The 22,134-nt window shown below is 75.2% G+C and carries 21 protein-coding genes; 9 read left to right on the top strand and 12 right to left on the bottom strand.

The genetic code is table 11. From position 1 onward, the window contains the following. Positions 1–11 precede the first annotated feature (11 nt). Positions 12–737 (top strand): hypothetical protein, encoded by a 726-nt coding sequence (locus ACWDRR_RS30525; RefSeq protein WP_449775474.1) that lies wholly within the window; start codon positions 12–14, stop codon positions 735–737. A 95-nt stretch (positions 738–832) separates the two neighbouring features. Here the strand turns inward: ACWDRR_RS30525 and ACWDRR_RS30530 are convergent, their stop codons facing one another. From ACWDRR_RS30530 to ACWDRR_RS30540, 3 genes are read right to left on the bottom strand one after another with little or no spacing between them, the layout of a single operon-like run. Then, positions 833–1,591 carry an anti-sigma factor family protein gene (locus ACWDRR_RS30530; RefSeq protein ID WP_449775475.1) on the bottom strand — a complete coding sequence of 253 codons (759 nt, stop codon included), beginning with the start codon at positions 1,589–1,591 and terminating at the stop codon, positions 833–835. Then, positions 1,588–2,205: a sigma-70 family RNA polymerase sigma factor gene (locus ACWDRR_RS30535; protein WP_449775476.1), complete on the bottom strand. Its 618-nt coding sequence runs from the start codon at positions 2,203–2,205 to the stop codon at positions 1,588–1,590. Before ACWDRR_RS30535 ends, ACWDRR_RS30530 begins: the two co-directional genes overlap by 4 nt. A gap of 9 nt (positions 2,206–2,214) precedes the next feature. Beyond that, positions 2,215–2,796, bottom strand: a complete 582-nt coding sequence (locus ACWDRR_RS30540; protein WP_449775477.1) for a hypothetical protein — start codon at positions 2,794–2,796, stop codon at positions 2,215–2,217. Positions 2,797–3,005: 209 nt separating this feature from the next. Between ACWDRR_RS30540 and trxA the strand changes: the two genes are divergently transcribed. Then, the gene (gene trxA / locus ACWDRR_RS30545) at positions 3,006–3,395 is read left to right on the top strand and encodes a thioredoxin (RefSeq protein ID WP_449775478.1); all 390 of its coding nucleotides are present in this window, start codon (positions 3,006–3,008) and stop codon (positions 3,393–3,395) included. Positions 3,396–3,566: 171 nt separating this feature from the next. Here trxA and ACWDRR_RS30550 read toward each other — a convergent pair whose 3' ends face one another. Continuing rightward, on the bottom strand, positions 3,567–4,265 hold the full coding sequence (locus ACWDRR_RS30550; RefSeq protein ID WP_449775479.1) for a TetR/AcrR family transcriptional regulator: 699 nt from the start codon (positions 4,263–4,265) through the stop codon (positions 3,567–3,569). 168 nt (positions 4,266–4,433) lie between these two features. Here ACWDRR_RS30550 and ACWDRR_RS30555 point away from each other — a divergent pair, with 168 nt between their 5' ends. Further along, the gene (locus ACWDRR_RS30555; protein WP_449775480.1) at positions 4,434–6,059 is read left to right on the top strand and encodes an APC family permease; all 1,626 of its coding nucleotides are present in this window, start codon (positions 4,434–4,436) and stop codon (positions 6,057–6,059) included. Positions 6,060–6,099: 40 nt separating this feature from the next. Here ACWDRR_RS30555 and ACWDRR_RS30560 read toward each other — a convergent pair whose 3' ends face one another. After that, positions 6,100–7,059, bottom strand: a complete 960-nt coding sequence (locus ACWDRR_RS30560) for a helix-turn-helix transcriptional regulator (protein ID WP_449775481.1) — start codon at positions 7,057–7,059, stop codon at positions 6,100–6,102. 182 nt (positions 7,060–7,241) lie between these two features. On the opposite strand from ACWDRR_RS30560, the gene ACWDRR_RS30565 reads away from it, so the two are divergent. The 5 genes from ACWDRR_RS30565 to ACWDRR_RS30585 all read left to right on the top strand — a co-directional run bounded on the left by ACWDRR_RS30565 (position 7,242) and on the right by ACWDRR_RS30585 (position 12,397). Next, a complete protein-coding gene (locus ACWDRR_RS30565; RefSeq protein WP_449775482.1) occupies positions 7,242–8,018 on the top strand; it encodes an alpha/beta fold hydrolase in 777 nt (258 codons plus the stop codon). A gap of 208 nt (positions 8,019–8,226) precedes the next feature. Beyond that, positions 8,227–8,691 (top strand): OsmC family protein, encoded by a 465-nt coding sequence (locus ACWDRR_RS30570; RefSeq protein WP_449775483.1) that lies wholly within the window; start codon positions 8,227–8,229, stop codon positions 8,689–8,691. Then, the gene (locus tag ACWDRR_RS30575) at positions 8,688–10,127 is read left to right on the top strand and encodes a dihydrolipoyl dehydrogenase family protein (protein WP_449775484.1); all 1,440 of its coding nucleotides are present in this window, start codon (positions 8,688–8,690) and stop codon (positions 10,125–10,127) included. Before ACWDRR_RS30570 ends, ACWDRR_RS30575 begins: the two co-directional genes overlap by 4 nt. 168 nt (positions 10,128–10,295) lie before the next feature. Beyond that, positions 10,296–11,390 (top strand): WD40/YVTN/BNR-like repeat-containing protein, encoded by a 1,095-nt coding sequence (locus ACWDRR_RS30580; protein WP_449775485.1) that lies wholly within the window; start codon positions 10,296–10,298, stop codon positions 11,388–11,390. Positions 11,391–11,605: 215 nt separating this feature from the next. Continuing rightward, complete coding sequence (locus ACWDRR_RS30585) at positions 11,606–12,397, top strand: GNAT family N-acetyltransferase (RefSeq protein WP_449775486.1); 792 nt, start codon at positions 11,606–11,608, stop codon at positions 12,395–12,397. 43 nt (positions 12,398–12,440) lie between these two features. Here ACWDRR_RS30585 and ACWDRR_RS30590 read toward each other — a convergent pair whose 3' ends face one another. Further along, the gene (locus ACWDRR_RS30590; RefSeq protein WP_449775487.1) at positions 12,441–13,325 is read right to left on the bottom strand and encodes an EamA family transporter; all 885 of its coding nucleotides are present in this window, start codon (positions 13,323–13,325) and stop codon (positions 12,441–12,443) included. 53 nt (positions 13,326–13,378) lie between these two features. Between ACWDRR_RS30590 and ACWDRR_RS30595 the strand changes: the two genes are divergently transcribed. Continuing rightward, the gene (locus ACWDRR_RS30595) at positions 13,379–14,242 is read left to right on the top strand and encodes a MurR/RpiR family transcriptional regulator (RefSeq protein ID WP_449775488.1); all 864 of its coding nucleotides are present in this window, start codon (positions 13,379–13,381) and stop codon (positions 14,240–14,242) included. A 73-nt stretch (positions 14,243–14,315) separates the two neighbouring features. On the opposite strand, the gene fabI is transcribed toward ACWDRR_RS30595, so the two are convergent. The 6 genes from fabI to ACWDRR_RS30625 all read right to left on the bottom strand — a co-directional run bounded on the left by fabI (position 14,316) and on the right by ACWDRR_RS30625 (position 22,134). After that, on the bottom strand, positions 14,316–15,083 hold the full coding sequence (gene fabI, locus ACWDRR_RS30600) for an enoyl-ACP reductase FabI (protein ID WP_449775489.1): 768 nt from the start codon (positions 15,081–15,083) through the stop codon (positions 14,316–14,318). 169 nt (positions 15,084–15,252) lie between these two features. Continuing rightward, positions 15,253–17,583 carry an aminotransferase class I/II-fold pyridoxal phosphate-dependent enzyme gene (locus ACWDRR_RS30605; protein WP_449775490.1) on the bottom strand — a complete coding sequence of 777 codons (2,331 nt, stop codon included), beginning with the start codon at positions 17,581–17,583 and terminating at the stop codon, positions 15,253–15,255. 57 nt (positions 17,584–17,640) lie between these two features. Then, positions 17,641–18,438 carry a 4'-phosphopantetheinyl transferase family protein gene (locus ACWDRR_RS30610; RefSeq protein ID WP_449775491.1) on the bottom strand — a complete coding sequence of 266 codons (798 nt, stop codon included), beginning with the start codon at positions 18,436–18,438 and terminating at the stop codon, positions 17,641–17,643. A gap of 14 nt (positions 18,439–18,452) precedes the next feature. Next, positions 18,453–19,967 (bottom strand): GMC family oxidoreductase, encoded by a 1,515-nt coding sequence (locus ACWDRR_RS30615; protein ID WP_449775492.1) that lies wholly within the window; start codon positions 19,965–19,967, stop codon positions 18,453–18,455. Between the two features lie 57 nt (positions 19,968–20,024). Next, on the bottom strand, positions 20,025–20,483 hold the full coding sequence (locus ACWDRR_RS30620) for a MaoC family dehydratase (RefSeq protein ID WP_449775493.1): 459 nt from the start codon (positions 20,481–20,483) through the stop codon (positions 20,025–20,027). A 130-nt stretch (positions 20,484–20,613) separates the two neighbouring features. Then, a complete protein-coding gene (locus ACWDRR_RS30625; RefSeq protein WP_449775494.1) occupies positions 20,614–22,134 on the bottom strand; it encodes an acyl-CoA synthetase in 1,521 nt (506 codons plus the stop codon).

A 22,134-nucleotide genomic window follows, 5' to 3' on the forward strand; every position in this document is an offset into this window, starting at 1 on the left:
ATCATCCGCGGGTGACCAGCTTCCTCACCCACCGCGCCCTCGTCCACGACGGCTCGCTGCCCACCCACCGGCGGCACGCCGCGTTGCGGACCTGCCTGACCCGGTTCGCGCCGTACGGGCTGCGGGCGACGTACCACCACCTGACGCTGAGCGCCCGCATACCGTCCGATCTGGACGCCGATCCGGACGCGCTGGTGCGGGCGGTCGAGGAGTTGCACGAGGCCCGGCTGCTCTGGCTGGAACAGGCCGAGCGGTACGCGGCGCGGCGGCGGGCGGAGAAGCGGGCCGGACAGCGCGCGCCGACCGGGCCGGCGCCCTGGTGGCGCTCGCCGTGGTGGCGCTCCCCGACGGTCGTCTGGGCCCACGACCCGCTGGTCCATCCGCCGCTGCGGCTGCCGGAATACGTCCGACGGCAGGGCGCACGGGAAGACGGCGCCGCACTGCCCGGCTGCCCGTCCTGCGGGAGCGACGGCCAGCCCGTCCCGGTCCTGACCGGACACGGCCGCGCCGAGCTGTGCCGCTGCTGCGGCCGGGTGCTGTGCCCGTGTCCGTGCGGGCGGTGGCACCGCTTCGTACCGGCGGTCGCCGTCCCCTGGAGCCGCCTCTGGCAGCGCGAGCACATGACCTCGGCCAGCACGCCGACCCCGCACTGGCCCGGGCCGACGGTCGCCCGGATCGAGCAGCTGATGGCCATCGACCCACCGTGGCTGCCGTTCCCCGAGACCGACCGCGCCTGAGGCGCCGACGGGCTCCCCCGCGGGCTCCGGCCGCCCTGCCGCGTCGGACGGGCGAGGGCGGCGAGGCGGCGAGGCGGGGAAGCGAGGCCGGCGGGTCAGGCCGGGTGTACCGGGACGGTGACCAGGACGGTGGCGCCGTCCAGGGTGCGGACCTCGAAGTGGTCGATGTCGGTGGGCGCGAAGCCCGTGCCACCGCTGGTCCGCAGGGCGGCCGGGGTCGTGCCGGTGCTGCCGTAGCCGGCGGCCGGGACGCTCCAGGTGGTCACCGTCTGGCGCTCGCCGGTGTGCGAGACGGCGACCAGGTCGCAGCTCAACGGGCCGCGGATGTTGGAGAGTTCGAGGCTGACCTGGCTGCCCCACCCCTTGCCGTCGACGCCGACGACGGCGTGCGCGCCGGTGGTCGCGTCGGTGGCGCTGAACTGCTGGGACGCGACGGCGACCACGCCGGGCGTGGAGTCGGCGCCGACCACCACGGCGGTGACGGCCGGGCCGGCCACCACCATGACCGCCGCCACGGCGACCAGGGCCAGCCGTCGGACCTTCCCCCGGCGGCGGCCGGCGGAGACCTCGGCGACCAGCCGGTCCAGCAGGTGGCCGTCGGGCCGGGGCGCGGGCCCCGCCGGGTCGATCCCGGCGGCCTCGGCGGAGGACGCGTACTCGGCCAGCAGCGGCTCCATGAAGCCGAGTTCGTCCACCTCGCGGGTGCACTGCGGGCAGTCGGCCAGGTGCGCCGCGAAGGCGACGCGCTCGGCCGGATCGAGCAGGCCGAGGACGTAGGCGCCGACGTCGAGGTGCTCGCCGCCGGGGGCGCGGTCCCGCTCGGGGCCGTTCGGACCGGGCTCGGACGATGTCACGATGTCACTCCCCGTTCCTCCAGTGCGAGCTTGAGCGAGCGCAGTGCGTAGAACACCCGCGACCGTACGGTACCGGCCGGGACGCCGAGTTCGACGGCCGCCTCGTTCACCGTGCGGCCCTTGAAGTACGTCTCGACGATGACCTGCCGGTGCGCCTCGGAGAGGTCCCCGAGCGCCTCCGAGATGGTCATCAGCCGCAGCGCACGGTCGAGTTCGTCCTCCGCGGGCAGCAGCTCCAGCGGCGAGGCGTCCACCTCGCGCGGCCGGGCCTGGCTGCTGCGGTGACCGTCGATGACGATCCGCCGCGCGACCGTCACCAGCCAGGGCCGCAGCGAGCCGCCGGCCGGGTCCAGCCGGTCGATGTTGCGCCAGGCGCGGACCAGCGTCTCCTGCACCACGTCCTCGGCGCGCTGGCGGTCCCCGGCGACCAGGTGGAGGACGAAGCCGAAGAGCGGCCCCGCGTGCTCGTGGTACAGGGCGCGCATCAGCTCTTCGTCCGGGGCTGCGCCGCCGCGTGCGGCCGCACCGCCACCGCGGTGCTCGTCGGTCACGACGCCATTTTCGCGCACCCGTACCTCCGGGTCGAGGGTTCCACATCCGGTCCGGACCGTCATCGGGGCGGATCAGTAGCCGCCGCCGGGGGTGGCGGGCGCGCTCGGGGTGGAGCTCGCGGTGCCCGCCTTGTCGCCGGCCGGGGTCAGGGCGAACCAGGTGCCGTCCACGCCCTGGCCCTTGGTGTCACCGGGCTGCTTGTCGGGCGCGTAGCGGTAGGCCGGCCAGCCGTTCAGGGTGATCTGCTTGCTGCCGTCGGCCCGGGTGACGGTGCCGACCAGCTTGCTGTCGATGCCCTTGACGGTGACCGAGCCGTTCGCCGGCTCGGGCGGCCAGATCGAGGCGCAGCTGCCGTTGCAGTTGGACATCGAGGGCTGCGCGGTGTCGGCGTCGAAGCGGTAGAGGGTGAAGCCGGCGCTGTCGGTCACGATGGTGCCGAGCTTGGGGTCGGTGGCCGTCTTCAGGGTGGCGGTGTCCGAGGTACCGGGACTGCTCGGCGTCGCGGGCGCGGTCGAGGTGGCGCCGGAGCCGGCGGGGGTCGAGGATCCCGAACCGCCGGAGCCGGACGACCCGCACCCGGCGACCAGGGCGGCCACCGCGATCCCGGACGCGGCGAGTACGGCGATCCGGTTGGTACGACTGTTGCTGTGCATAGGTTCTTCTCCCCCGGTGGACGCGCACGGCCGCCTCTGGACGCGGGCCGCGCTCTCGTACCGCGCTGGCGCGGACACCCACCTGTACGGGCGCCGGCGCCGGAGTGCTCAACGGGCCGGCGGGAATCTTCGGAATAGTGCGCGGGCGGTCGCGGTTGTGCCGGGCAGATGGCCTGAACCGCCACCCCCGGAAGGGCAGGAACCGCGAGATGAGCAACACGGTCGAGCTGACCAAGGAGAACTTCGACGACATCGTCCCTGGCCAGGACGGCAAGGACTTCGTCTTCATCGACTTCTGGGCGGCCTGGTGCGGCCCGTGCCGGCAGTTCGCCCCGGTGTACGAGAAGGCGGCCGAGCGTCACTCGGACCTGGTCTTCGCCAAGGTCGACACCGAGGCGCAGCAGGAGCTGGCCGCCGCCTTCGGGATCCAGTCGATCCCGACGCTGGCGATCATCCGCGAGGGGGTGCTGGTCTTCTCGCAGGCGGGTGCGCTGCCGGAGGCCGTCTTCGAGGATCTGATCGGGCAGGCGCGCAAGCTGGACATGGACGAGGTGAAGCGCAAGGTGGCGGCGGAGCAGAACGGCGGCCACGAGGTCTGACCGGCGGGCGGCCGTCGGGCGGCGCGGGCGACCCGAGCGGTCGGGTGCGGCCCGGGACGCCCGGCCGTGCGGATGACTTTGCGACGGTAGGCCCGGGTGGCGAGTGCCCCCGGGCCCGTCGGCGTTCCCGGGGGCTGTGCGGTCAGGCCGCGCGTCCCTGGTGCTGCGCGGTCAGGCCGCGTCTCCCGGGGGCTGTGCGGCCAGGCGGGCCGCGAGGCCGTCCAGGAGCAGGCGCAGGGCGAGTTCGAAGCCGCGTTCGTCCAGCCCGGGCGCTTCGGTGCCGGGCCCGCCGGAGCGTGCGGCGGAGGCCTCCAGTGCACCGGCGAGGGCCGGGTAGCGGGGCCGGTAGTCGTCCGAGGAGCGGGTGAAGCCCGCGGTGAAGGTCTCCAGCGCGGAGCCGAGCACCAGGTAGTCGATCGCGGCCGCGGTCTCGGCGGCATCGGCGGGCGCGAGGCCGGCCCGGCCCAGTGCGCCGAGCAGGGCCTCGTAGCCCAGCAGTTGGCGTTCGGCCCCGACCCGGCGGCGGGCGAGCAGCGCGATGGTGTTGGGGTGCCGCAGGAAGGCGCCGCGGTAGCCGCGTACGTAGGTGGTGAGGCCGGGCCGCCAGCCGGTGCCGTCGGTGCCGGTGCCGTCGGTGCTGCCGGCGCCGCCGAGCGGTTCGAGGTCGATCTCGGCGTTGACGAGTTCGGCGAGCCCGTCGATCAGCTCGTCCTTGCCGCTCACGTGGTTGTAGAGCGAGGCCGCCTTCACGCCCAGCCGGTCGGCGACGGCGCGCATGGTGAGGCCGTCGGAGCCGTGTTCGTCGACCACGTCGAGGGCGGCCCTGGCGATGACCTCCCTGCTCAGCAGTGCCCTGGTCGGTCGTCCCACGGTCTTCGCCCCTCCCTGCCGGCTGCGTCGCCCCACGGTATTACAGCCCGGTCTCGACTCTTCCCATGCCCCTGGTGGGGAGGTTACCGTCCCTGACTAACAAAGTTAGTTTTCTGTGGCGGGCCCGTCCGAGGGGCTCACCACGGGCGACGGCAAGGTGGACGCCCCATGACCGACAACCTCCCGAGAGCCCGCGGCGGCGAGACGCCCGGCACCACGTCCGGCGCCGGACCCGGCACCGGGCCCGACACCGGTACCGGCCTCGACACCGGTACCGGCCTCGGCACCGGCAGCGCCCCGAGCGGCAGCGGCACCGACGCCGAGCGGCTCGCCGCCCTCGGCTACCGCCAGGAGCTGCGCCGCAGCCTCGGCGTGCTCGGCAACATCTCGATGGGCTTCGCCGTCGTCTCCCCGGTGGTCGGCCTCTACGCCGTCGGCCAGGTCGGCCTCGGCGTGGCCGGCGGCGCCTGGGTCTGGGCACTGCCGGTCTGCCTGCTCGGCCAGATGCTGGTGGTGGCGGTCTACTCCGAACTCGCCTCGCAGTGGCCGCTGGCCGGCGGCGCCTACCAGTGGAGCCGGCGCCTCACCGGGCCGACCTTCGCCTGGCTGACCGGCTGGATGTGGCAGTTCGCGGTGATGTTCGCCAACACCACCGTGGCCTATCTGGCCTCGCCCTGGTTCTTCGCGCTCTTCGGACTGACCCCGACGCCCGCGCAACTGGTGCTGGTCTCGGCGGCGTTCCTGCTCGCCTGCACGCTGGTCAACGCCTACGGCGTCAACGTGCTGCGCCGGTTCGTCTCCCTGGGCATCGCCGCCGAGGCGGTCGCCTCCGTGCTGGTGGGCTTCGCGCTGCTGCTGCTCTTCCGGGCGCACGGCTTCGGCCTGCTCACCGACCTGCTGGACGCCCCCGCCACCGCCGGGGTCTCCACCGGAGCGGCCTTCCTGGCCGTGATCGCCGTCGGCGGCTGGGCGTTCATCGGCTTCGACGCGTGCGTCTCCACCGCCGAGGAGACCAAGGACGCGGGCCGGCAGGTGCCGCGGGCGATGTGGTGGGCGCTGCTGAGCGTCGGCGTCGTGGTGATCCTGAACGCCGTCGCCGTGGAGCTCGCCCACCCCGACCCGGCCGCCGTGGTGCGCGGCGAGGACCTCGACCCGGTCACCACCGCCGTCACCTCGGCCTTCGGCGACTGGTCGGCCAAGCCGTTCGTGGTCGTCGTCCTGATCTCGTTCACCGCCTGCCTGCTGGCCTCGCAGGGCGGCGCCGCCCGCGGCCTCTACTCGCTGGCCCGGGACGACGTCTTCCCGTTCGCCCGCCACGTCCGCCGGGTCAACCGGCACCGGGCGCCGATCGGCGGGCTGGTCGCGGCCACCGTGGTCAGCGCGGCCGCGCTGCCGCTCGGGCTGGAGTCCACCGCGATGGGCAGCCTGATCACCTTCGGCACCGCCGCGACCTTCCTGCCGTTCTTCCTGCTCAGCCTGGCCGCGCTGCTCGCCCGGCTGCGCGGCGCCTGGCGGCCGTCCGGCCAGGTCTCCTACGGCCGTGCCGGGACGGTGGTCAACGCCCTGGCGGTGCTGTGGACCGGCCTGGAGGTGGTCAACATCTGCTGGCCGCGCAGCATCCTGGCGCCCCCCGGCGCGCCCTGGTACCAGGTGTGGGCGGCCGTGCTCGGCGTCGGCCTGGTGACCCTGGCGGGTCTCGGCTACCTGCTGGTCCGCCGCCCGCAGCGGCTGATGCGCGAGGGAGCCGCGGAGGTCCGGGCGGTCACGGACGAACTCGCGCCGGCCGTGCACTGAGGAGTGCCCGGGCGGGCCGGCCGGCGGGTCCGGGCGGGCGCTACCCCGGCTCGGCCCACCCGGCGAGCCGGGCGGCGAGTGCCCGGACCTCCTCGCGCAGCGCGTCCGGGCGGCGGACGGTGAACGGGTGGCCCAACCCGGCCAGCATCACGGCGAACCCGTCGAGGTTCTGTGCCCGGGCGCGCAGCAGGACGCGGCCGTCGTCGGTCTCGGTGAGCCTCCCGACGACGGGCGGGATGCGCTGCCGGGCCTCGGCGAGGGTGGTCGTGAGGACGACCTCCACCTCGTGCGTCCACGGCACCGAGGCCAGTGACTCCACCACCCGCTGGACCGGGTCGAAGCCCTCCGGCGGCTCGAAGGCGGTCCCGTCCGGCTCGACGGTCTCGATCCGGTCGAGCCGGAAGGTCCGCAGCTCACCGCTGCGGTGGTCCAGCCCGGTGGTGTACCAGCGGCCCGAGTGGAAGACCAGCCCGTACGGGTCGAAGCCGCGCTCGCTCGGCTCGCCCAGCCGGTCGCGGTAGGCGAGCCGGACCCGGCGCCGGCGGCGGGCCGCCTCGGCGAGTGCGAACAGCGCGGTGGCGGCCGGGCTCGGGCCCGCGGCGGGTGCCGAGGTCAGCCCGAGGGTCTGCTCCACCGCCGCGACCCGCTCGCGAAGCTCCGTCGGCAGCACCCGTTGGATCTTGGCGAGCGCCGATTCGGCGGCCTGCTCCCCCACCGAGAGCCCCGACCGGCGCCCGGCCAGCAGGCCGAGCACCACCGAGGCCGCCTCGTCCGCGGTGAGCATCAGCGGCGGCAGCCGGAAGCCGGGGCGCAGCCGGTAGCCGCCGTACCGGCCCCGGTCGGCCTGGACGGGGATGCCGAGGTCGGCCAGCCGGGCCGCGTACCGGCGCACCGTGCGCTCGTCCACCTCCAGGCGGGCGGCCAGCTCCGCGCCGGTGAGGCCGGGCCGGGCCTGGAGCAGCTCCAGCAGGGCGAGGACACGACTGACCGGGTGGTTCATCGGCTCCCCTTCGTCGTCCGGTGCGGCGCCCGGTCCGGCGCCCGGTGCGGCGACAGGCCGGTCGGCGTCCGGCCGGTCCGGCGGACCGTTGTCGGGCCGGTCCCAGCATAATCCGGGCGAGATCTGTCCGGTTCCGATCCTAGAGTCGTCCTTGACGGTTTCCCTGGACAAGGAGTGGTCCAATGAGCACCTTCGTACTCGTCCCCGGTTTCTGGCTGGGCGCCTGGGCGTGGGACGACGTCGCGCGCCCGCTGCGCGAGGCCGGTCACACCGTCCACGCGGTGACCCTCACCGGGATGGCCGAGCGCTCCGCCGAGGCCGGGCCGGAGGTCGGCCTGGAGACCCACATCGCCGACCTCACCGGCCTGCTGACCCGCGAGGACCTGTGGGACGTCGTCCTCGTCGCCCACAGCGGCGGCAGTACCCCGGTCACCGGCGTGGCCGACCGGATGCCCGAGCGGATCCGGCGCGTGGTCTACGTCGACAGCGGTCCCGTCCCCCACGGGACCGCGCTGGGCGACCTCTGGGAGGCCGACCACCGGGCCCGCGTCATGGCCACCCTGGTCGACGGCTGGCGCCACCCGATGCCGTCCTGGGAGGAACTGGTCGCCTCCGGTGCCGGCGTGGACGGGCTGGACGACGCCGCCCTGACCGACATCCGCGGGCGTGCCACCGACCAGCCCGTCCGTTCCTTCACCGAACCGCTGCGGCTGACCGGCGCCGGGGCGGCCCTGCCGAAGGCGCTGGTCTCCTGCTCGTTCCCGCTGGAGCAGGTCCGCGCCATGATCGCCTCCGGTCATCCGTACTTCTCGCAGCTCGGCGGACCGGAGTGGGAGCTGCGCGAGCTGGCGACGGGGCACTGGCCGATGTTCTCGCGGCCGGCGGAGACGGCGGCGGTCCTGGCGGAGCTCGCGGCGGTCGACCGGCCGGACGGCTCGACGGGCTCCGTGGCGCGGTGACCCGGCGGCGGTCCCGGTGGGGCCGCCGCCGCGCCGCGCCCGCCGACCGCTCGTCGGTCCGTTCCTCCGCACGCCCGGCCGCCCGCCCCACCGCGCACTCGCCCGCGTGTTCGGCTGCGCAGGGCGGCCCGGGCGGCGCAGGATGGGCACGGCGCCCGTGCCCCCGGGCGCCCTCCGTGACACCGAACGAGAGCGAGGCCCGCCCGCCATGAGCCAGACCCCGACCAGCACGACGAGCGCCGAGGCGGCCGTGGCCGCGCCGGAGTTCCGGCGGGTCACCACCGCCGTGGTGACCGGCAGCAGCTCCGACGCGCCGTTCCACGTCGACGTGAAGGCCGGCACGCACCCGCTGACCGCCGACGAGCCGGTGCGCCGCGGCGGTTCGGACAGCGGGCCGGAGCCGTTCGCGCTGCTGCTCGCCGCGCTCGGCTCGTGCACCGCGATCACCCTGCGGATGTACGCGGAGCGCAAGGAGTGGCCGCTGGAGGCCGTCCGGGTCAGGCTCGGATACGAGACGGACGGGAGCCGCGGCCGGGTCTCGCGCCTGGTCTCGCTCACCGGCGCGCTCGACGACGCCCAGCGCGCCCGACTGCTCGACGTCTGCGAACGCACCCCCGTCACCCTGGCCCTGCGCGCCGGGGTGACCATCGACACGACGGAGGACCGCGCATGACCACCACGCCCGAGGAGTACGACGTCATCGTGGTGGGCGCCGGACCGACCGGCGAGAACGTGGCCGACCGGACCGCCGCCGCCGGACTGCGCACGGTGATCGTGGAGGCCGAACTGGTCGGCGGCGAGTGCTCGTACTGGGCCTGCATGCCGAGCAAGGCACTGCTGCGCCCGGTGGCCGCGCTGGCCGGCGCCCGCGCCGTGGCCGGTGCGCGCGAGGCCGTCGGCGGCGCCGCGCTGGACCCGGCCGCCGTCCTGGCCAGGCGTGACTCCTTCACCTCGCACTGGCGGGACGACGGCCAGGTCCAGTGGCTCCGCGACACCGGCATCGACCTGGTCCGCGGCCACGGCCGGCTGGCCGGCGAACGGACCGTCACGGTGGAGGCCGAGGACGGCACCGAGCGGCTGCTCACCGCCCGGCACGCCGTCGCGGTCTGCACCGGCAGCCGGCCGGTGCTGCCGGAGGGCGTCCCCGGGCTGGCCGAGGCCCGGCCGTGGACCAACCGGGAGGCGACCGGCTCGGCCACCGTGCCCGGGCGCCTCGCCGTGGTCGGCGGCGGCGTGGTCGGCGTGGAGCTGGCCACCGCCTGGCGCGCGCTCGGCTCGGAGGTCGTCCTGCTGGTGCGCGGCGACGCGCTGCTGCCCCGGATGGAGCCGTTCGCGGGCGAGTTGGTCGCGGAGGGCCTGAAGGCCGCCGGGGTCGACCTGCGCTTCGGGACGGCGGTGGCCTCGCTGGAACGCGTCGACGGCGCCGGGGTGACGCTGGTGCTGGGCGACGGTGAGCGGCTGACCGCCGACGAGGTGCTCTACGCCACCGGCCGGGCCCCGCGCACGGCCGACGTCGGGCTGGAGCAGGTCGGTCTGAAGCCGGGCTCCTGGATGGACGTGGACGACAGCTGCACCGTGCTCGGCGTCGACGGCGACTGGCTGTACGCGGCCGGGGACGTGAACCACCGGGCGCTGCTCACCCACCAGGGCAAGTACCAGGCCCGGATCGCGGGCGCGGCGATCGTCGCACGCGCCCAGGGGCGGCCGCTGGACACCGCGCGCTGGGGCGCGCACGCCGCGTCCGCCGACAGTGCCGGGGCGCCGCAGGTCGTCTTCACCGAGCCGGAGGTGGCGGCCGTCGGCCTGACGCTGGAGGCCGCCGAGCGGGCCGGGCTGCGGGTCAGGTCGGTCGACCACGACCTCGGCGCCGTCGCCGGCGCCTCGCTGTACGGCGACGACTACCGGGGCCGCGCCCGGGTGGTCTTCGACCTGGACCGCGAGGTGCTGGTCGGCGCCTCCTTCGTCGGGCCCGGGGTCGCGGAGCTGCTGCACTCGGCCACCGTCGCGGTGGTCGGCGAGGTGCCGATCGACCGGCTCTGGCACGCCGTGCCCGCGTACCCCACGATCAGCGAGGTGTGGCTGCGCCTGCTGGAGGGCTGCCGGGGCTGAGCGCCCGGTGCCGGGGCCGCCCGCCGGGTGCGGTCCCGGCGGTCCCGGCGACCCCGGCGACCCCGGCGACCCCGGCGCGGCGAGATGTGGCCGCGGGCGGACAGCGGGAGACTGGCCGGTGGAGGGGTGTCCGGTGGGGGCCGTTTCACCGACCGGGTGGTGGCTGGCATGACCGAGGTGCTGTTGGCCGTCGGAACCGAGAAGGGCCTCTTTCTCGGCCGCAGCCGCGACCGGCTGAGCTGGGAGTTCAGCGGGCCGCACTTCCCGATGAACGCGATCTACTCCGTCTCGATCGACCGCCGGGCCGGCCGGGTCCGCCTCCTGGTCGGGGCGGACAGCAGCCACTGGGGCCCGTCGGTCTGGCGCTCGGACGACCTCGGCGCGCGCTGGGCCGAGCCGCCGAAGCCCGCCGTCCGCTTCCCCGAGCACACCGGCGCCTCGCTCACCCGGGTCTGGCAGCTCCAGCCGGCCGGCGACGAGGCACCCGGTGTGGTCTACGCGGGCACCGAACCGGCGGCCCTGTTCCGCTCCGAGGACGGCGGCGAGACCTTCGCCCTGGTCGAGCCGCTCTGGAACCACCCGCAGCGGTCCGCGTGGGGCGCCGGGTACGGCGGCCAGGGGCTGCACACGATCCTCACCGACCCGCGTGACGCCGGGCGGTTGCTGGTCGCCGTCTCCAGCGGCGGCGTCTACCGGAGCAAGGACGGCGGCGCGAGCTGGGAGCCCTCCAACACCGGGCTGCGCGCGGAGTTCTTCCCGGAGGAGCGCCAGTACCCCGAGTTCGGCCAGTGCGTGCACAAGATCGCACCGGACGCCGTCCGGCGGGACCGCCTCTACCTGCAGAACCACGGCGGCGTGTACCGCAGCGACGACGCCGGTGCGAGCTGGCGGCCCGTCACCGACGGCCTGCCCGCCGACTTCGGCTTCGCCGTCGCCGCCCACCCGCGCCGGGCCGACACCGCCTACCTCTTCCCCCTCGGCGGCGCCGACGACCGCGTCCCGCCGGGCCGCCGCTGCCGTGTCTTCCGCACCGAGGACGGCGGGGACAGCTGGCGCCCCCTCGCGAACGGCTTGCCGGGCGAGGACCACTACGGCGTCGTCCTGCGCGACGCGCTGCGCACCGACGACGCCGAACCGGCCGGCATCTACTTCGGCAACCGCACCGGCGAGGTCTACGGCAGCCCCGACGAGGGCGAGAGCTGGCGGCTGCTGCTCTCCCACCTGCCGGACGTGCTCTGCGTCCGGGCGGCGACGGTGTCCTGAGGCCACGACGGTGCCGGGGCGGCGGCGGTTCGGGGGCGCGTCGGCGGTACCGGGGCGCCGACGGTTCGGGGCAGCGGCGGTGCCGGGGGCGCTGGCGATACCGGGGCGGCCTCTCGGAGCGCCGGCCGAGGCCTGCGACGGCGCCCTTGATCTGCGGCAGGCAGCCGCCGATCATGGTGGGCGGCAGACTGCTCCCGGAGATCGGACGGACCGGCGTGGCTGAGACGGAACCCGACTGGCGGCTGGGGCGCGACGGCGACGGCCTGCCCGTGGTGCGCTACCAGCGCGGTGAGCGGGAGGGGCGGCCGTGGGCCAGCCTGTTGGAGGTGCTGAGCCCCGGCGCAGCGGGCCTCGACGAGCCCGTGAGCGCCGTCGACCCGGTGGAGTTCGTGCTGTCGGACATGTCGGGCTGGATCGTCTCCGGCAACGTCGAGTTCGGCGAACGGCTGCTGCGCCGCGGGGCCCGCACGCTCCGGCTCGGTCACGCCATGCTGCGGGAGCTCGCCGGGGATCCGCCGCCCGCCGGGTGGGCCGACTGGGCCCGGACCCCGCTGCGGGACGGGTACCGCAGCGTGCCGTGCGACCGGGACGCCGAGGAGCTCGCCCCGGCGCTGGGCGCGGCGTTCGGCCCCGGCCACCCCGACCACCGCCCCGACCGTGACGAGCAGGACGGGCTGGAGGAGTTGCGCGCCCTGCTGGCCGGTCGGGTCGTGGGCCCGGTACTGCCGTCCAGCACCCTGGTCGTGGACGCGAACGATCAGGTCGTGGCCGGGGCCCTCGTGACCGACTTCGACGGCACGCCCTGGATCGCCCATCTCTTCCGACGCCCGGACCTCGGCTACCCGGGGCTCGGCCGCGACCTCATGCACCGGGTGATGGGCGACCTCGCCGGCCGTGGAACCGCCGAGCTGGGACTGGCCGTGACCGAGGGCAACACGGCACGGCGCCTGTACGAATCGCTCGGCTTCCGGCTCACCAGAAGCACACTGACGGTCGTCGTCCCCTGAGTGCGCCGCTCGCACGACCGCACGAGGGGCCGGCCCCTCGGCCCTACGGGCGGGCGAACTCCAGGACGGCGATCCCGGCCAGGACGGTGGCGCTGGCCGTCATCCGCAGCCGGCCGAGGCGTTCGCGGAAGACCACCGTGGCGATCAGCGCCGCGATCACGATGCTCGTCTCGCGCAGCGCCGCGACGGCCGCCAGACTGCCCCGGGACTGCGCCCAGACGACCAGGCCGTAGGCGGTCAGGGAGAGCACACCGCCGACGATCCCCACCGGCACCACCGGGCCGACGCCGACGAACAGGCCGCGGCCCCGCCGGGCCCAGGCGATCAGCGCCAGGCTCGGCCCCTGGAGCAGGAAGAGCCAGGCCACATAGCCGCCGACGGTACCGGCGTGCCGGACGCCGCTGCCGTCCAGCACGGTGTACGAGGCGATCATCACCCCGGTGCCGGCGGCCGCGCCGAGTGCGGGCAGCTGCGCCCGCCCGGGTATCCCCTTGGCGAGGGCCAGCCCGATCAGGCCGCAGGAGATCACCAGGACCCCCAGCAGCTCCCCGCCGCCCAGGCCCTGGCCCAGCACCGTCACGGACAGCACCGCCACCAGCAGCGGCGCCGAGCCCCGCGCGATCGGGTACATCTGCCCGAAGTCCCCGAGCTGGTAGGCGCGCAGGAGCAGGATCTGGGACGCCACCTGCAGCACCACCGAGGCGAGCAGGTAGGGCCAGGCCGCGGCGGCCGGCAGCGGATTGAGCGCGACCAGCACCACCGCGCAGACCGTGTACGCGAGGTTGATCAGGGCGAACCCCGCCAGCTTGTCCTGGATCCGGTGCGCCAGCCCGTTCCAGACGGCGTGCAGGACGGCCGCGGTGAGGACGGCGACCGGCACGGCCGCCGCCGACCCACCGCTCGGCAGCGCGAGCGCGATTGCGGGCATGGCGAAACTCCCCTCCGACGGGCTGGAATCGAATTCCACGATACCCTGGATCCATGGAAGAGCATTCCGAATATTCGCCGCTGGAATCACAGCTGGCCGCGCACATCCGCGCCCGCCTCGGCGAGCTGCGCGGCACCGAGGCACGCGTGGCCCAGGTCGTCCTCGACCGGGGGGCCGATCTGGTGCACCTGAGCGTGAGCGACGTCGCCGAACTGGCCGGCACCGCCTCCTCGTCGGTGGTGCGGGCGTGCCAGCGGCTCGGTTTCAAGGGCTACCAGGAGCTGAAGATCGCGGCGGTCCGCCAGGCGCCGGCCCCCGCGCCGGACCCGTCCGCGGAGGCGGACCCGGCCGCCCGCGCGCTGACCGACACCGTCCGTGCCGCCCGGGAGGCGCTCGACGGGATCGCCACCACCCTGTCCGCACGGAGCCTGCGGGCGGCGGCCGGGGTGCTGAACGCGGCCGACCGGGTCGTGCTGGTCGGCGCGGGCCTCTCCGGCGCGGTCGTGCTGGACGCCGCCTACCGCCTGCGCGCCCTCGGCATCCCGGTCGACTCCCCCGCCGACCCGCTCACCGCGCAGCTGGCCGCCGCCGGCCTCCGGCCCACCGGCGCCTGCCTGGCCGTCAGCCACACCGGTGCGACGCCGACCGTGGTCGACACCGCCCGCCGCGCCCGGGACGCCGGCGCGAGCGTCGTCGCGCTCACCAGCTACGCGCGCTCGCCGCTGAGCGAGGCCGCCACCCACACGCTCGTCGCCGGCGGGCAGGACCTCGTCTTCGGCCTGGAGACCACCGCCAGCCGGATCGCCCACCTGGCGGTGGTCGACGCGCTGACGCTGACGCTGCTGGCACTGCGGGGCGAGGCGGCGGAGCGCGCGCTCAACCTCTCGGCGGACGTGACGGCCGATCACACCTACTGAGACCGGGGCGCCCGCACCACGGCGGTGCGCCCGGGCCGGGGCGCACCGGCGCGTGCGGGCGCCCCGGGGCGGATCAGGCGCCGACGGCGTGCACCCCGCCGTCGACGTGCACGATCTCCCCGGTGGTCTTCGGGAACCAGTCGGAGAGCAGCGCCACCACGGCCCGCGCGGCCGGCTCCGGGTCCCGGAGGTCCCAGCGCAGCGGCGACCGCTCGTCCCAGATCCGCTCGAAGCCGGCGAAGCCGGGGATCGACTTCGCCGCCACCGTCCGGATCGGGCCGGCCGCGACGAGGTTGAACCGGATGTCCCGGGGGCCGAGTTCGCGGGCCAGGTAGCGCGAGGTGGCCTCCAGGGCCGCCTTGGCCACCCCCATCCAGTCGTAGCTGGGCCAGGCCACGCCGGCGTCGAAGTCCAGCCCGACCATCGCGCCGCCGCCCTCCAGCAGCGGAAGGCAGGCGGTGGCCAGCGACTTGAAGGAGTAGGCGGACACCTGGAGGGCCGTCGCCACGTCCGCCCACTCGGCGGTGAGGAAGTTGCCGCCGAGCACGCCCGCCGGGCCGAAGGCGATGGAGTGGACCACCCCGTCGAGGCCGTCCACGTGCTCGCGCACCCGGGCCGGCAGTGCGGCGAGGTGCTCGGCATCGGTGACGTCCAGCTCGATGACCGGCGCCGGCTTGGGGAGGCGGTTGGCGACGCGCTCGACCAGGCTGAGCCGGCCGTAGCCGGTCAGCACGACCTCGGCGCCCTCCTCCTGGGCCAGCCGAGCGGCGTGGAAGGCGATCGAGGCGTCGGTGATGACGCCCGTGACGAGGATGCGCTTGCCGAGCAGGAGAGATCCCATGGTCGGGTGACCTGTGCCCAATCTGCCGCCGGGAGGAACCGGCGGCTCGCTGCGTCGATGGATCGGGATGACGGGTGCATCGGTACGGCGGTGCATCGGTACGGCGGTGCATCGGTACGGCGGTGCAACCGGCGCCGCGGGCGCACCGGCAGGGGGGCGGGTCGGCCCCTCAGTGGCCGGTCGCGGCGCGCTCGGCCGCCACGAAGGCGGCGAGCCGGCCGACCCCCTCGCGAATCTGGTCCACCGTCAGATAACTGCAGGCCAGCCGGAGTTGGTGGCTCCCACCGCCGTCCGGGTAGAAGTCGCCCATCGGGGTCCAGAGCACCCCGAAGTCCCGGGCCGAGCGCTCCAGCGCCTCGCGGTCGGCCGGGAAGGGGACCGTCACGGTCAGGAAGAACCCGCCGTCCGGCCGGTTCCAGCCGATCCCCGCCCCGCTCCGGCCCGGCTCCGGGAAGTGCCGCTCCAACTCGGCCAGCAGGGTGTCGAGATTGGCCCGGTAGAAGGCGATCGGCTTCGCGTTCGCCCGGCGCAGCCGGAAGCCGCTCTCGATCAGCAGCCCGCCAATGACCGCCTGGCTCAGGGCCGGGGTGTTCACCGTGGTCATGCTCTTCACCTTGGACAGCTCGTCGGCCAGCAGGGTGCGCCGGCCGGCCGCGTCCCGCACCTCCTGGTCCGCGACCACGTAGCCGACCCGGGCACCGGGGAACGCGGTCTTGGCGAACGACCCCAGGTGGATCACCCGGCGGCCGGTGTCCAGGGACTTGAGGGTCGCGGTCGGCTCGCCCTCGCGGACGAAGAAGCCGTAGGGGTTGTCCTCCAGGACGAGCAGGTCCTCCGCCTCGGCCACGCCGAGCAGGTCCTTGCGCCGGTCCACGGACAGGCTGGCGCCGGAGGGGTTGGCGAAGTCGGGCACCAGGTACAGCGCCCGGGGGCGCCGGCCCTCGGCGCGCACCCGCCGGGCGACCTCGGCGACCGTGGCCGGCTCCAGGCCGTCCGGGCCCTCCGGAACGGGCACGATGGCGATGTCCAGCAACGCCGCCGCGCCCGTGACGCCCACGTAGCAGGGCGAGTTGACGAGCAGGACGTCGTCCGGGCCGGCGAACAGGGCGCGCAGCACGAGCAGCATGCCCTCCTGGCAGCCCACGGTGACGACCAGGGACTCCGGCGGCACGACGATGCCCTCGTCATTGGCTATCGTCCGGGCGACGAGCTCGTGGATGAACCCGTTGGTCCGCCCGTACTGGAAGAGTTCGGTCCGTACCTGCTCCTCGGTGTAGCCGCGCTCCCGGCGCAGGTGGTCGAGGTAGACGGCGAGGTAGCGGGTGACCTGCTCGACGTCGAAGAAGCCCTCGTACGGCCGGCCCGGTGCGAAGGAGAGCGCCTCGGGGAAGCGGCCGGTCACCTCGTTGAGGAAGTTCATCGCGTCGAGCAGCGGGTCGGCGAGCGAGCGGTGCAGCTCGGCGCGGTCGAGGTCGGCGCGGTCCAGGTCGACGCGGTCCGGCTCGGCGCGGTCGAGGTCGGCCTCGGCCGGGCCGGGAGCCGGAACGGCGGGCGCCGCGGGTGCGCGCGTCGCGAGCCGGTCGCGCAGGAACCCGGCGGCCTGGGCCAGCGCCGCCCGGCCCGCGTCGAGCACGCCGCCCATCGCGAAGAAGCCGTGCACCATCCCCGGGTAGCGGGTGAGTTCGACCGGGACGCCGGCCCCGGCCAGCCGGTGTGCGTAGGCCTCGCCCTCGTCGCGGATCGGGTCGTACTCGGCCGTGATCACCAGCGCGGGCGGCAGACCGCCGTGGTCGGCGGCGCGCAGCGGCGAGGCGAGCGGGTCGCCGCCGGCCGCCGCGTCCGCCAGGTAGTTGTCCCAGTACCACTGCACCGAACGGGTGTTGAAGAAGTACGGGTCGTGGTTCTCGCGCCTGGAGGGGGTGTCGGCCAGGTGGTCGGTATTGGGGTAGACCAGCAGTTGGGCCGCGATCGCCGGGCCGGCCTGGTCACGGGCGAGCAGGGTGACGGCGGCGGCGAGGTTGCCGCCGGCGCTGTCGCCGCCCACCGCCAGCCGCGCCGGGTCCAGCCCGAGCGCGGCGCCGTACCGGGCGATCCAGCGGACGGCGGCGTGGCAGTCCTCCACCGCCGCCGGGAACTTGTGCTCGGGCGCGAGGCGGTAGCCGACGGCCACCACCGCGCAGCCGGCCGCGTTGGTGAGGTTGCGGCAGATCGCGTCCGAGGTGTCGATGGTGCCGAGGGTCCAGCCGCCGCCGAAGAAGTAGACCAGGACGGGCAGCGGGCCGTCGGCCTCCGGCCGGTAGAGCCGGATCGGCAGTTCGCCGCCCGGCCCCGGCACGGTGAGGTCGTCGACCGCGGCGACCGGCTCGGGGGACCCGCCGGTGGCCCGGATGGCGGCGAGGTCCTCCGCGCGGGCCTCCTCCACGGTGTAGCTGTACAACTGGCGGTGGCCGCCCGCTTCCCTGGCCGCGCGCAACGCCTGGACCTGTGGATCGAGTGGCATGGGTACCTCCGGGGAGCTCGGGAGAGATCGGGGGAGATCAGGAGCGGTCGGGGACGGTCAGCTGGGCGCGGCGGTCGCCGGGGACGGTGCGGCGCAGTACCGGACGACGACCGGCGCCCCCGCGGCGTACGGCGAGCGGACGGCCACCGCCAGGCAGAGCTCCGCCGGACCGAACTCCGGACCGAACTCCGGATCGGAGAACGGACCGGAGGACCGACCGGAGAACGGACCGGAGAACGGACCGGAGAACGGATCCGGCGCCGGACCGGAGGACCGATCGGAGGCCGGACCCGACACCGGGGAGAGGACCGGAACCGGGGCCGGGGCCGGCCCGCCCGGCAGGCAGACCGCCAGCCCCCGCTCGGCGGGCAGCGGCACCAGCCGGGGCGCGCACCCCAGCGGCGGCAGCAGGACGGCCCGGCGCATCCCGCCGCCCCGCAGGCCCGTGCCGAGCGCCTTGCCCACCGCCTCCTTCTGCACCCAGAGCCGGAAGTACGCGGCCGCCCGGTCCTCCTCGGGCTGCCGCTCGATCCACGCCGCCTCCGCCGGATCGAACCAGCGGCGCGCCAGCGCGGCCGCTGGCAGTGCCCGGACCGCCTCGACGTCCACCCCGACCGGCCCGAGGCCGCTCAGCGCCACCGCCACCGCGCCGCGGCCGTGGCTGACCGAGACGTGCAGACCCGCGCCGGCCCCGGTCAGCACCGGCCGGCCGTCCGGCTCGTGGTCGATCCGCAGCCGCGCGCGGGGCACCGCGAGCCGGGCCCCGGCGGCGTCGAGCAGCAGGGCGTGCGCCGTCCGCCGGGCGTCGGCCCCGGCCGGTGCCACCAGGACGGTGGTCCGTGCCGGGGCCGGCACCCGGCCGGCGCGTATCACGGGCGGGACACCGGCCAGTTGAGCGCGGTGGCGCGCTCGGCCAGCATGAGCACCGGCAGGTGGGTGGTGGCGCGCGGGCTGACCGGCATCACCGAGGCGTCGACGACCAGCAGCCCGTCGACCCCGTGCACCCGGCACTGCTCGTCCACCACCGCGCCCGGGCGGTCGGCCGGGCCCATCCGGCAGCTGCCGACCGGGTGGTTGTAGATCGCCGGGAAGGCCCGCACCGCGTCCTCCAGCTCGTCGTCCGCGACCGCCGGGCCCGGGCGGAGCTCCTCGGCGAACAGCTCGGCCAGCGCCGGGGACTGCGCGAGCCGGCGGATCGTACGGACGCCGTCGGCGACCGCCCTGGCGTCCTGCCGGTCCCGGTAGAAGCCGAGGTCGATCACCGGCAGGTCGGCGAGGTCCGGCGAGGCCAGCCGCACCGAACCGGCGGACCTCGGTTGCAGCAGGCCGACCAGCAGCACCATGTCGTAGCCGGTCGGGTGGGCCTTGCGGCTCGCCGTCGGCAGCGCGGACCGGGCCTGGATGTGCAGGTCGACGTCGGGTGCGTCGGGAGTGCTGCGCAGCGAGAGCATGGTGCGCCACTGCTGGTCCGGGTGGTCGCCGGGGCGGACCGCGAAGACCGTCCGGTAGGCGGGGTGCTCGACCAGGCCCGAGCCGACGCCGGGGAGGTCCCGGACCACCGTGATGCCCAGCTCGCGCAGGTGGTCGGCGGGGCCGATGCCGGAGCGCTGGAGGATCGCCGGGCTGCTGTAGCTGCCGGCGCAGAGGACGACCTGGCGGGCCCGCAGTTCCTCGCCGCTGCCGAGCCGGACGCCGACCGCCCGCCCGTCCTCGACCAGCACCGAGTGGACTTCGGTGTCGGCACGCAGCTGCAGGTTGGGGCGGTCCAGGGCCGGCTTCAGATGGGTGAGCGCCGCGCTCTGCCGCCGCCCGTCCCGCTGGTTGAGCGGCGCGATGCCGGCGCCCGCGGCGGTGGGCGCGTTGAAGTCGGTGACCAGCTTGTGGCCGTCGCTCTGGCAGGCCGCCAGGAACGCCCGCTGGGACTCCGTCAGCCCGTCGGCCCCGCCGCGCTCGATCGGCACGGGGCCGCCGGCCCCGTGCCAGCGGGCGTCGCCCTCCGGGTCGTCCTCCAGCTCCCGGTAGAACGGGAGCACCTCCTCCCAGGACCAGCGCGGCAGGCCCTGGGCCGCCCAGGCGTGGTGGTCGGCCGGGCGGGTGCGCAGGGCGATGCAGTAGTTCACCGCCGAGGAGCCGCCGACCAGCTTGCCGCGCTGCAGCCCGAGCGGCCTGGACCACCCCGGCGGCGGCGGGGCGTCGACGTAGCCCCAGTCGTGGACGGCCGGCATCGTGGCGGCGTCGATCAGTTCGGCGGGCCACGACCCGTCGGCGGTGTAGTCCGGACCGGCCTCCAGCAGGACGACGCTGCGGCCCGGGTCCTCACTGAGGCGGGCGGCCAGCACGCATCCGGCCGAACCGGCTCCGACGACGACGACATCCAGCTCCACGGTTCCTCCTGGTCGGTGGACAGACGGATCCGGGCCACAGCCCGGGATCCGGGTGGGTCAGCGGTAGAAACGGTAGACGGCCTGGGCGACCGCGGCGGGCTTGGCAACGCCGTCGATCTCGACCGTGAAGTTGAGCAGCAGCTCCACGCCGGCCCCGTCGAGGTCCTTCACCGACTCGATCCGGCCGGCCAGCCGGATCGAGTCGCCGACGCGGACCGGGGACGGGAAGCGGACCTTGTTCAGGCCGTAGTTGACGGCCATGCCGGCCTCCTTGACCTCCAGCAGGTCGAGGAAGAGCGGGATCACCAGGGAGAGCGTCAGATAGCCGTGCGCGATGGTGGTGCCGTAGGGGCCGGTGGCGGCCTTCTCCGGGTTGACGTGGATCCACTGGTGGTCGTCGGTGGCGTCGGCGAAGGTGTCCACCCGCTCCTGGTCCACCTCCAGCCAGTCGGTGTGGCCGAGGTCGAGGTCGGTGAGGCTACTGAGCTCGTCCAGCGTGTACACATGGGCAGCCATGGCGGGGTCCGTTCCGGTCGAAGGTCGGTGATCGGTGATCTGTCGTCGGTGATCGGTCGTCGGTGATCGGTGATCGGCGGTCTGCGCTCGGTACTTGAGGGGGCGACGGGCGGCGGGCGGCGGGAGCGGGTCAGAGCGATGCGGTGAGCCGGTCCCGGAGGAGCTTGCCGAGGGCGTTGCGGGGCAGGGCGGGAACGAAGCGGACGGCCTTGGGCACCTTGTAGCCGGCGAGCTGCCGCCGCAGGAACGCCAGCAGCTCGCCCTCGTCGGCGCCGGCGCCGGCCCGCAGCACCACGGCGGCCCGGCCGACCTCGCCCCAGTGCGGGTCGGGGACGCCGAACACGGCGCACTCGGCGACCGCCGGGTGGTCGTGCAGCACGTTCTCGATCTCCGCCGGGTAGATGTTCTCCCCACCCGAGATGATCATGTTCTTGACGCGGTCGACGATCCGCAGGCTGCCGTCCGCCTCCCGGACCGCGACGTCGCCGGTGCTCAGCCAGCCGCCCGGCCGCAGGGCCAGCTCGGTGGCGTCCGGGTTCCCCCAGTAGCCGGGGGTCACGTTCGGTCCCTGCAGCAGGACTTCGCCGCGCTCGCCGTCCGCGGTGGGGCTGCCGTCCGGGCGGACGACCCGGACGTCGGAGAAGAAGTTGGCGCCGCCCACCGTGCCGGCCCCGGCCACCGCCCGGGCCCGGTCCAGCACGGTGGCGCACGGGGAGCTCTCGGTGAGGCCGTAGCCCTGGACGAAGGGCAGGCCGCGCTCGTGGTACGTGCGGATCGTCCGGTCGCTGGCCGGCGCGCCGCCGCAGAGCACCGTGCGCAGGCTGCTCAGGTCGGCGGTGGCCCAGCCGGGTGCGGCGGCCACCGCGTCGTACATGGTGGGGACGGCGAACACGAAGGTGACCCGCTCCCGCTCGATCGCCCGCAGCGCGCGCTCCGGGTCGAAGGCCTCCTCCAGCACCACCGTGCCGCCCTTGAGCAGGGTGGGCAGGCAGCTGAGGTTGAGCGCGGCCGCGTGGAAGAGCGGGGCCTGGACCAGCGCGATCTCGTCGGCCCGCAGGTCGAGGTCGATCAGCAGGTTCAGGCAGTTCCAGATCACGTTGCCGTGGGTGAGGACGACGCCCTTGGGCCGGCCGGTGGTGCCCGAGGTGTACATGATCAGGCACGGGTCCGGGTGGTCGACCGGCAGGTCGATCGGGTCGGCCGGGGCCGCGAGCAGCTCCCGGTACCGGACGTCGCCGGCCGGGGCGGGCGGGGCCCCGTCCAGCGGGACGAAGGTGCGCACCGCCGTGCCGGTCCGCAGCCCGGCCACCGCCTCGGCGTGGCCGGGCCCGTGGACCAGCACGGTGCTCCCGGAATCGGCCAGGATGTGGGCCAGTTCGGGGGTGGCCAGCCGGGTGTTGAGCGGAACGGCCACCGCGCCGAGCAGGCCGCAGGCGAACAGCGTCTCCAGGAACGCCGGGTGGTTCCCACCGAGGTAGGCCACCCGGTCGCCGCGCCGGACCCCGAGGGCGTGCAGGCCGTTGGCGACCCGCAGGGCGTGCTCGTGCACCTCCCGGTAGCTGACCGGGCGGTCCTGGAACACCAGGGCGACCCGCTCCGGGGAGCGCCTGGCCCGGCGGGCCGGCCACGAGCCGATTCCGTTGTTGCGCAC

This window comes from Kitasatospora sp. NPDC003701 (assembly GCF_053587085.1).

Coding starts and splice junctions, on each gene's coding strand:
- ACWDRR_RS30575 (WP_449775484.1), top strand. CDS start 8,688: ATGACCACCACGCCCGAGGAGTACGACGTCATCGTGGTGGGCGCCGGA.
- ACWDRR_RS30565 (WP_449775482.1), top strand. CDS start 7,242: ATGAGCACCTTCGTACTCGTCCCCGGTTTCTGGCTGGGCGCCTGGGCG.
- ACWDRR_RS30590 (WP_449775487.1), bottom strand. CDS start 13,325: ATGCCCGCAATCGCGCTCGCGCTGCCGAGCGGTGGGTCGGCGGCGGCC.
- ACWDRR_RS30535 (WP_449775476.1), bottom strand. CDS start 2,205: ATGACGGTCCGGACCGGATGTGGAACCCTCGACCCGGAGGTACGGGTG.
- ACWDRR_RS30605 (WP_449775490.1), bottom strand. CDS start 17,583: ATGCCACTCGATCCACAGGTCCAGGCGTTGCGCGCGGCCAGGGAAGCG.
- ACWDRR_RS30570 (WP_449775483.1), top strand. CDS start 8,227: ATGAGCCAGACCCCGACCAGCACGACGAGCGCCGAGGCGGCCGTGGCC.
- ACWDRR_RS30595 (WP_449775488.1), top strand. CDS start 13,379: ATGGAAGAGCATTCCGAATATTCGCCGCTGGAATCACAGCTGGCCGCG.
- ACWDRR_RS30540 (WP_449775477.1), bottom strand. CDS start 2,796: ATGCACAGCAACAGTCGTACCAACCGGATCGCCGTACTCGCCGCGTCC.
- ACWDRR_RS30620 (WP_449775493.1), bottom strand. CDS start 20,483: ATGGCTGCCCATGTGTACACGCTGGACGAGCTCAGTAGCCTCACCGAC.
- ACWDRR_RS30560 (WP_449775481.1), bottom strand. CDS start 7,059: ATGAACCACCCGGTCAGTCGTGTCCTCGCCCTGCTGGAGCTGCTCCAG.
- fabI (WP_449775489.1), bottom strand. CDS start 15,083: ATGGGATCTCTCCTGCTCGGCAAGCGCATCCTCGTCACGGGCGTCATC.
- ACWDRR_RS30555 (WP_449775480.1), top strand. CDS start 4,434: ATGACCGACAACCTCCCGAGAGCCCGCGGCGGCGAGACGCCCGGCACC.
- ACWDRR_RS30580 (WP_449775485.1), top strand. CDS start 10,296: ATGACCGAGGTGCTGTTGGCCGTCGGAACCGAGAAGGGCCTCTTTCTC.
- trxA (WP_449775478.1), top strand. CDS start 3,006: ATGAGCAACACGGTCGAGCTGACCAAGGAGAACTTCGACGACATCGTC.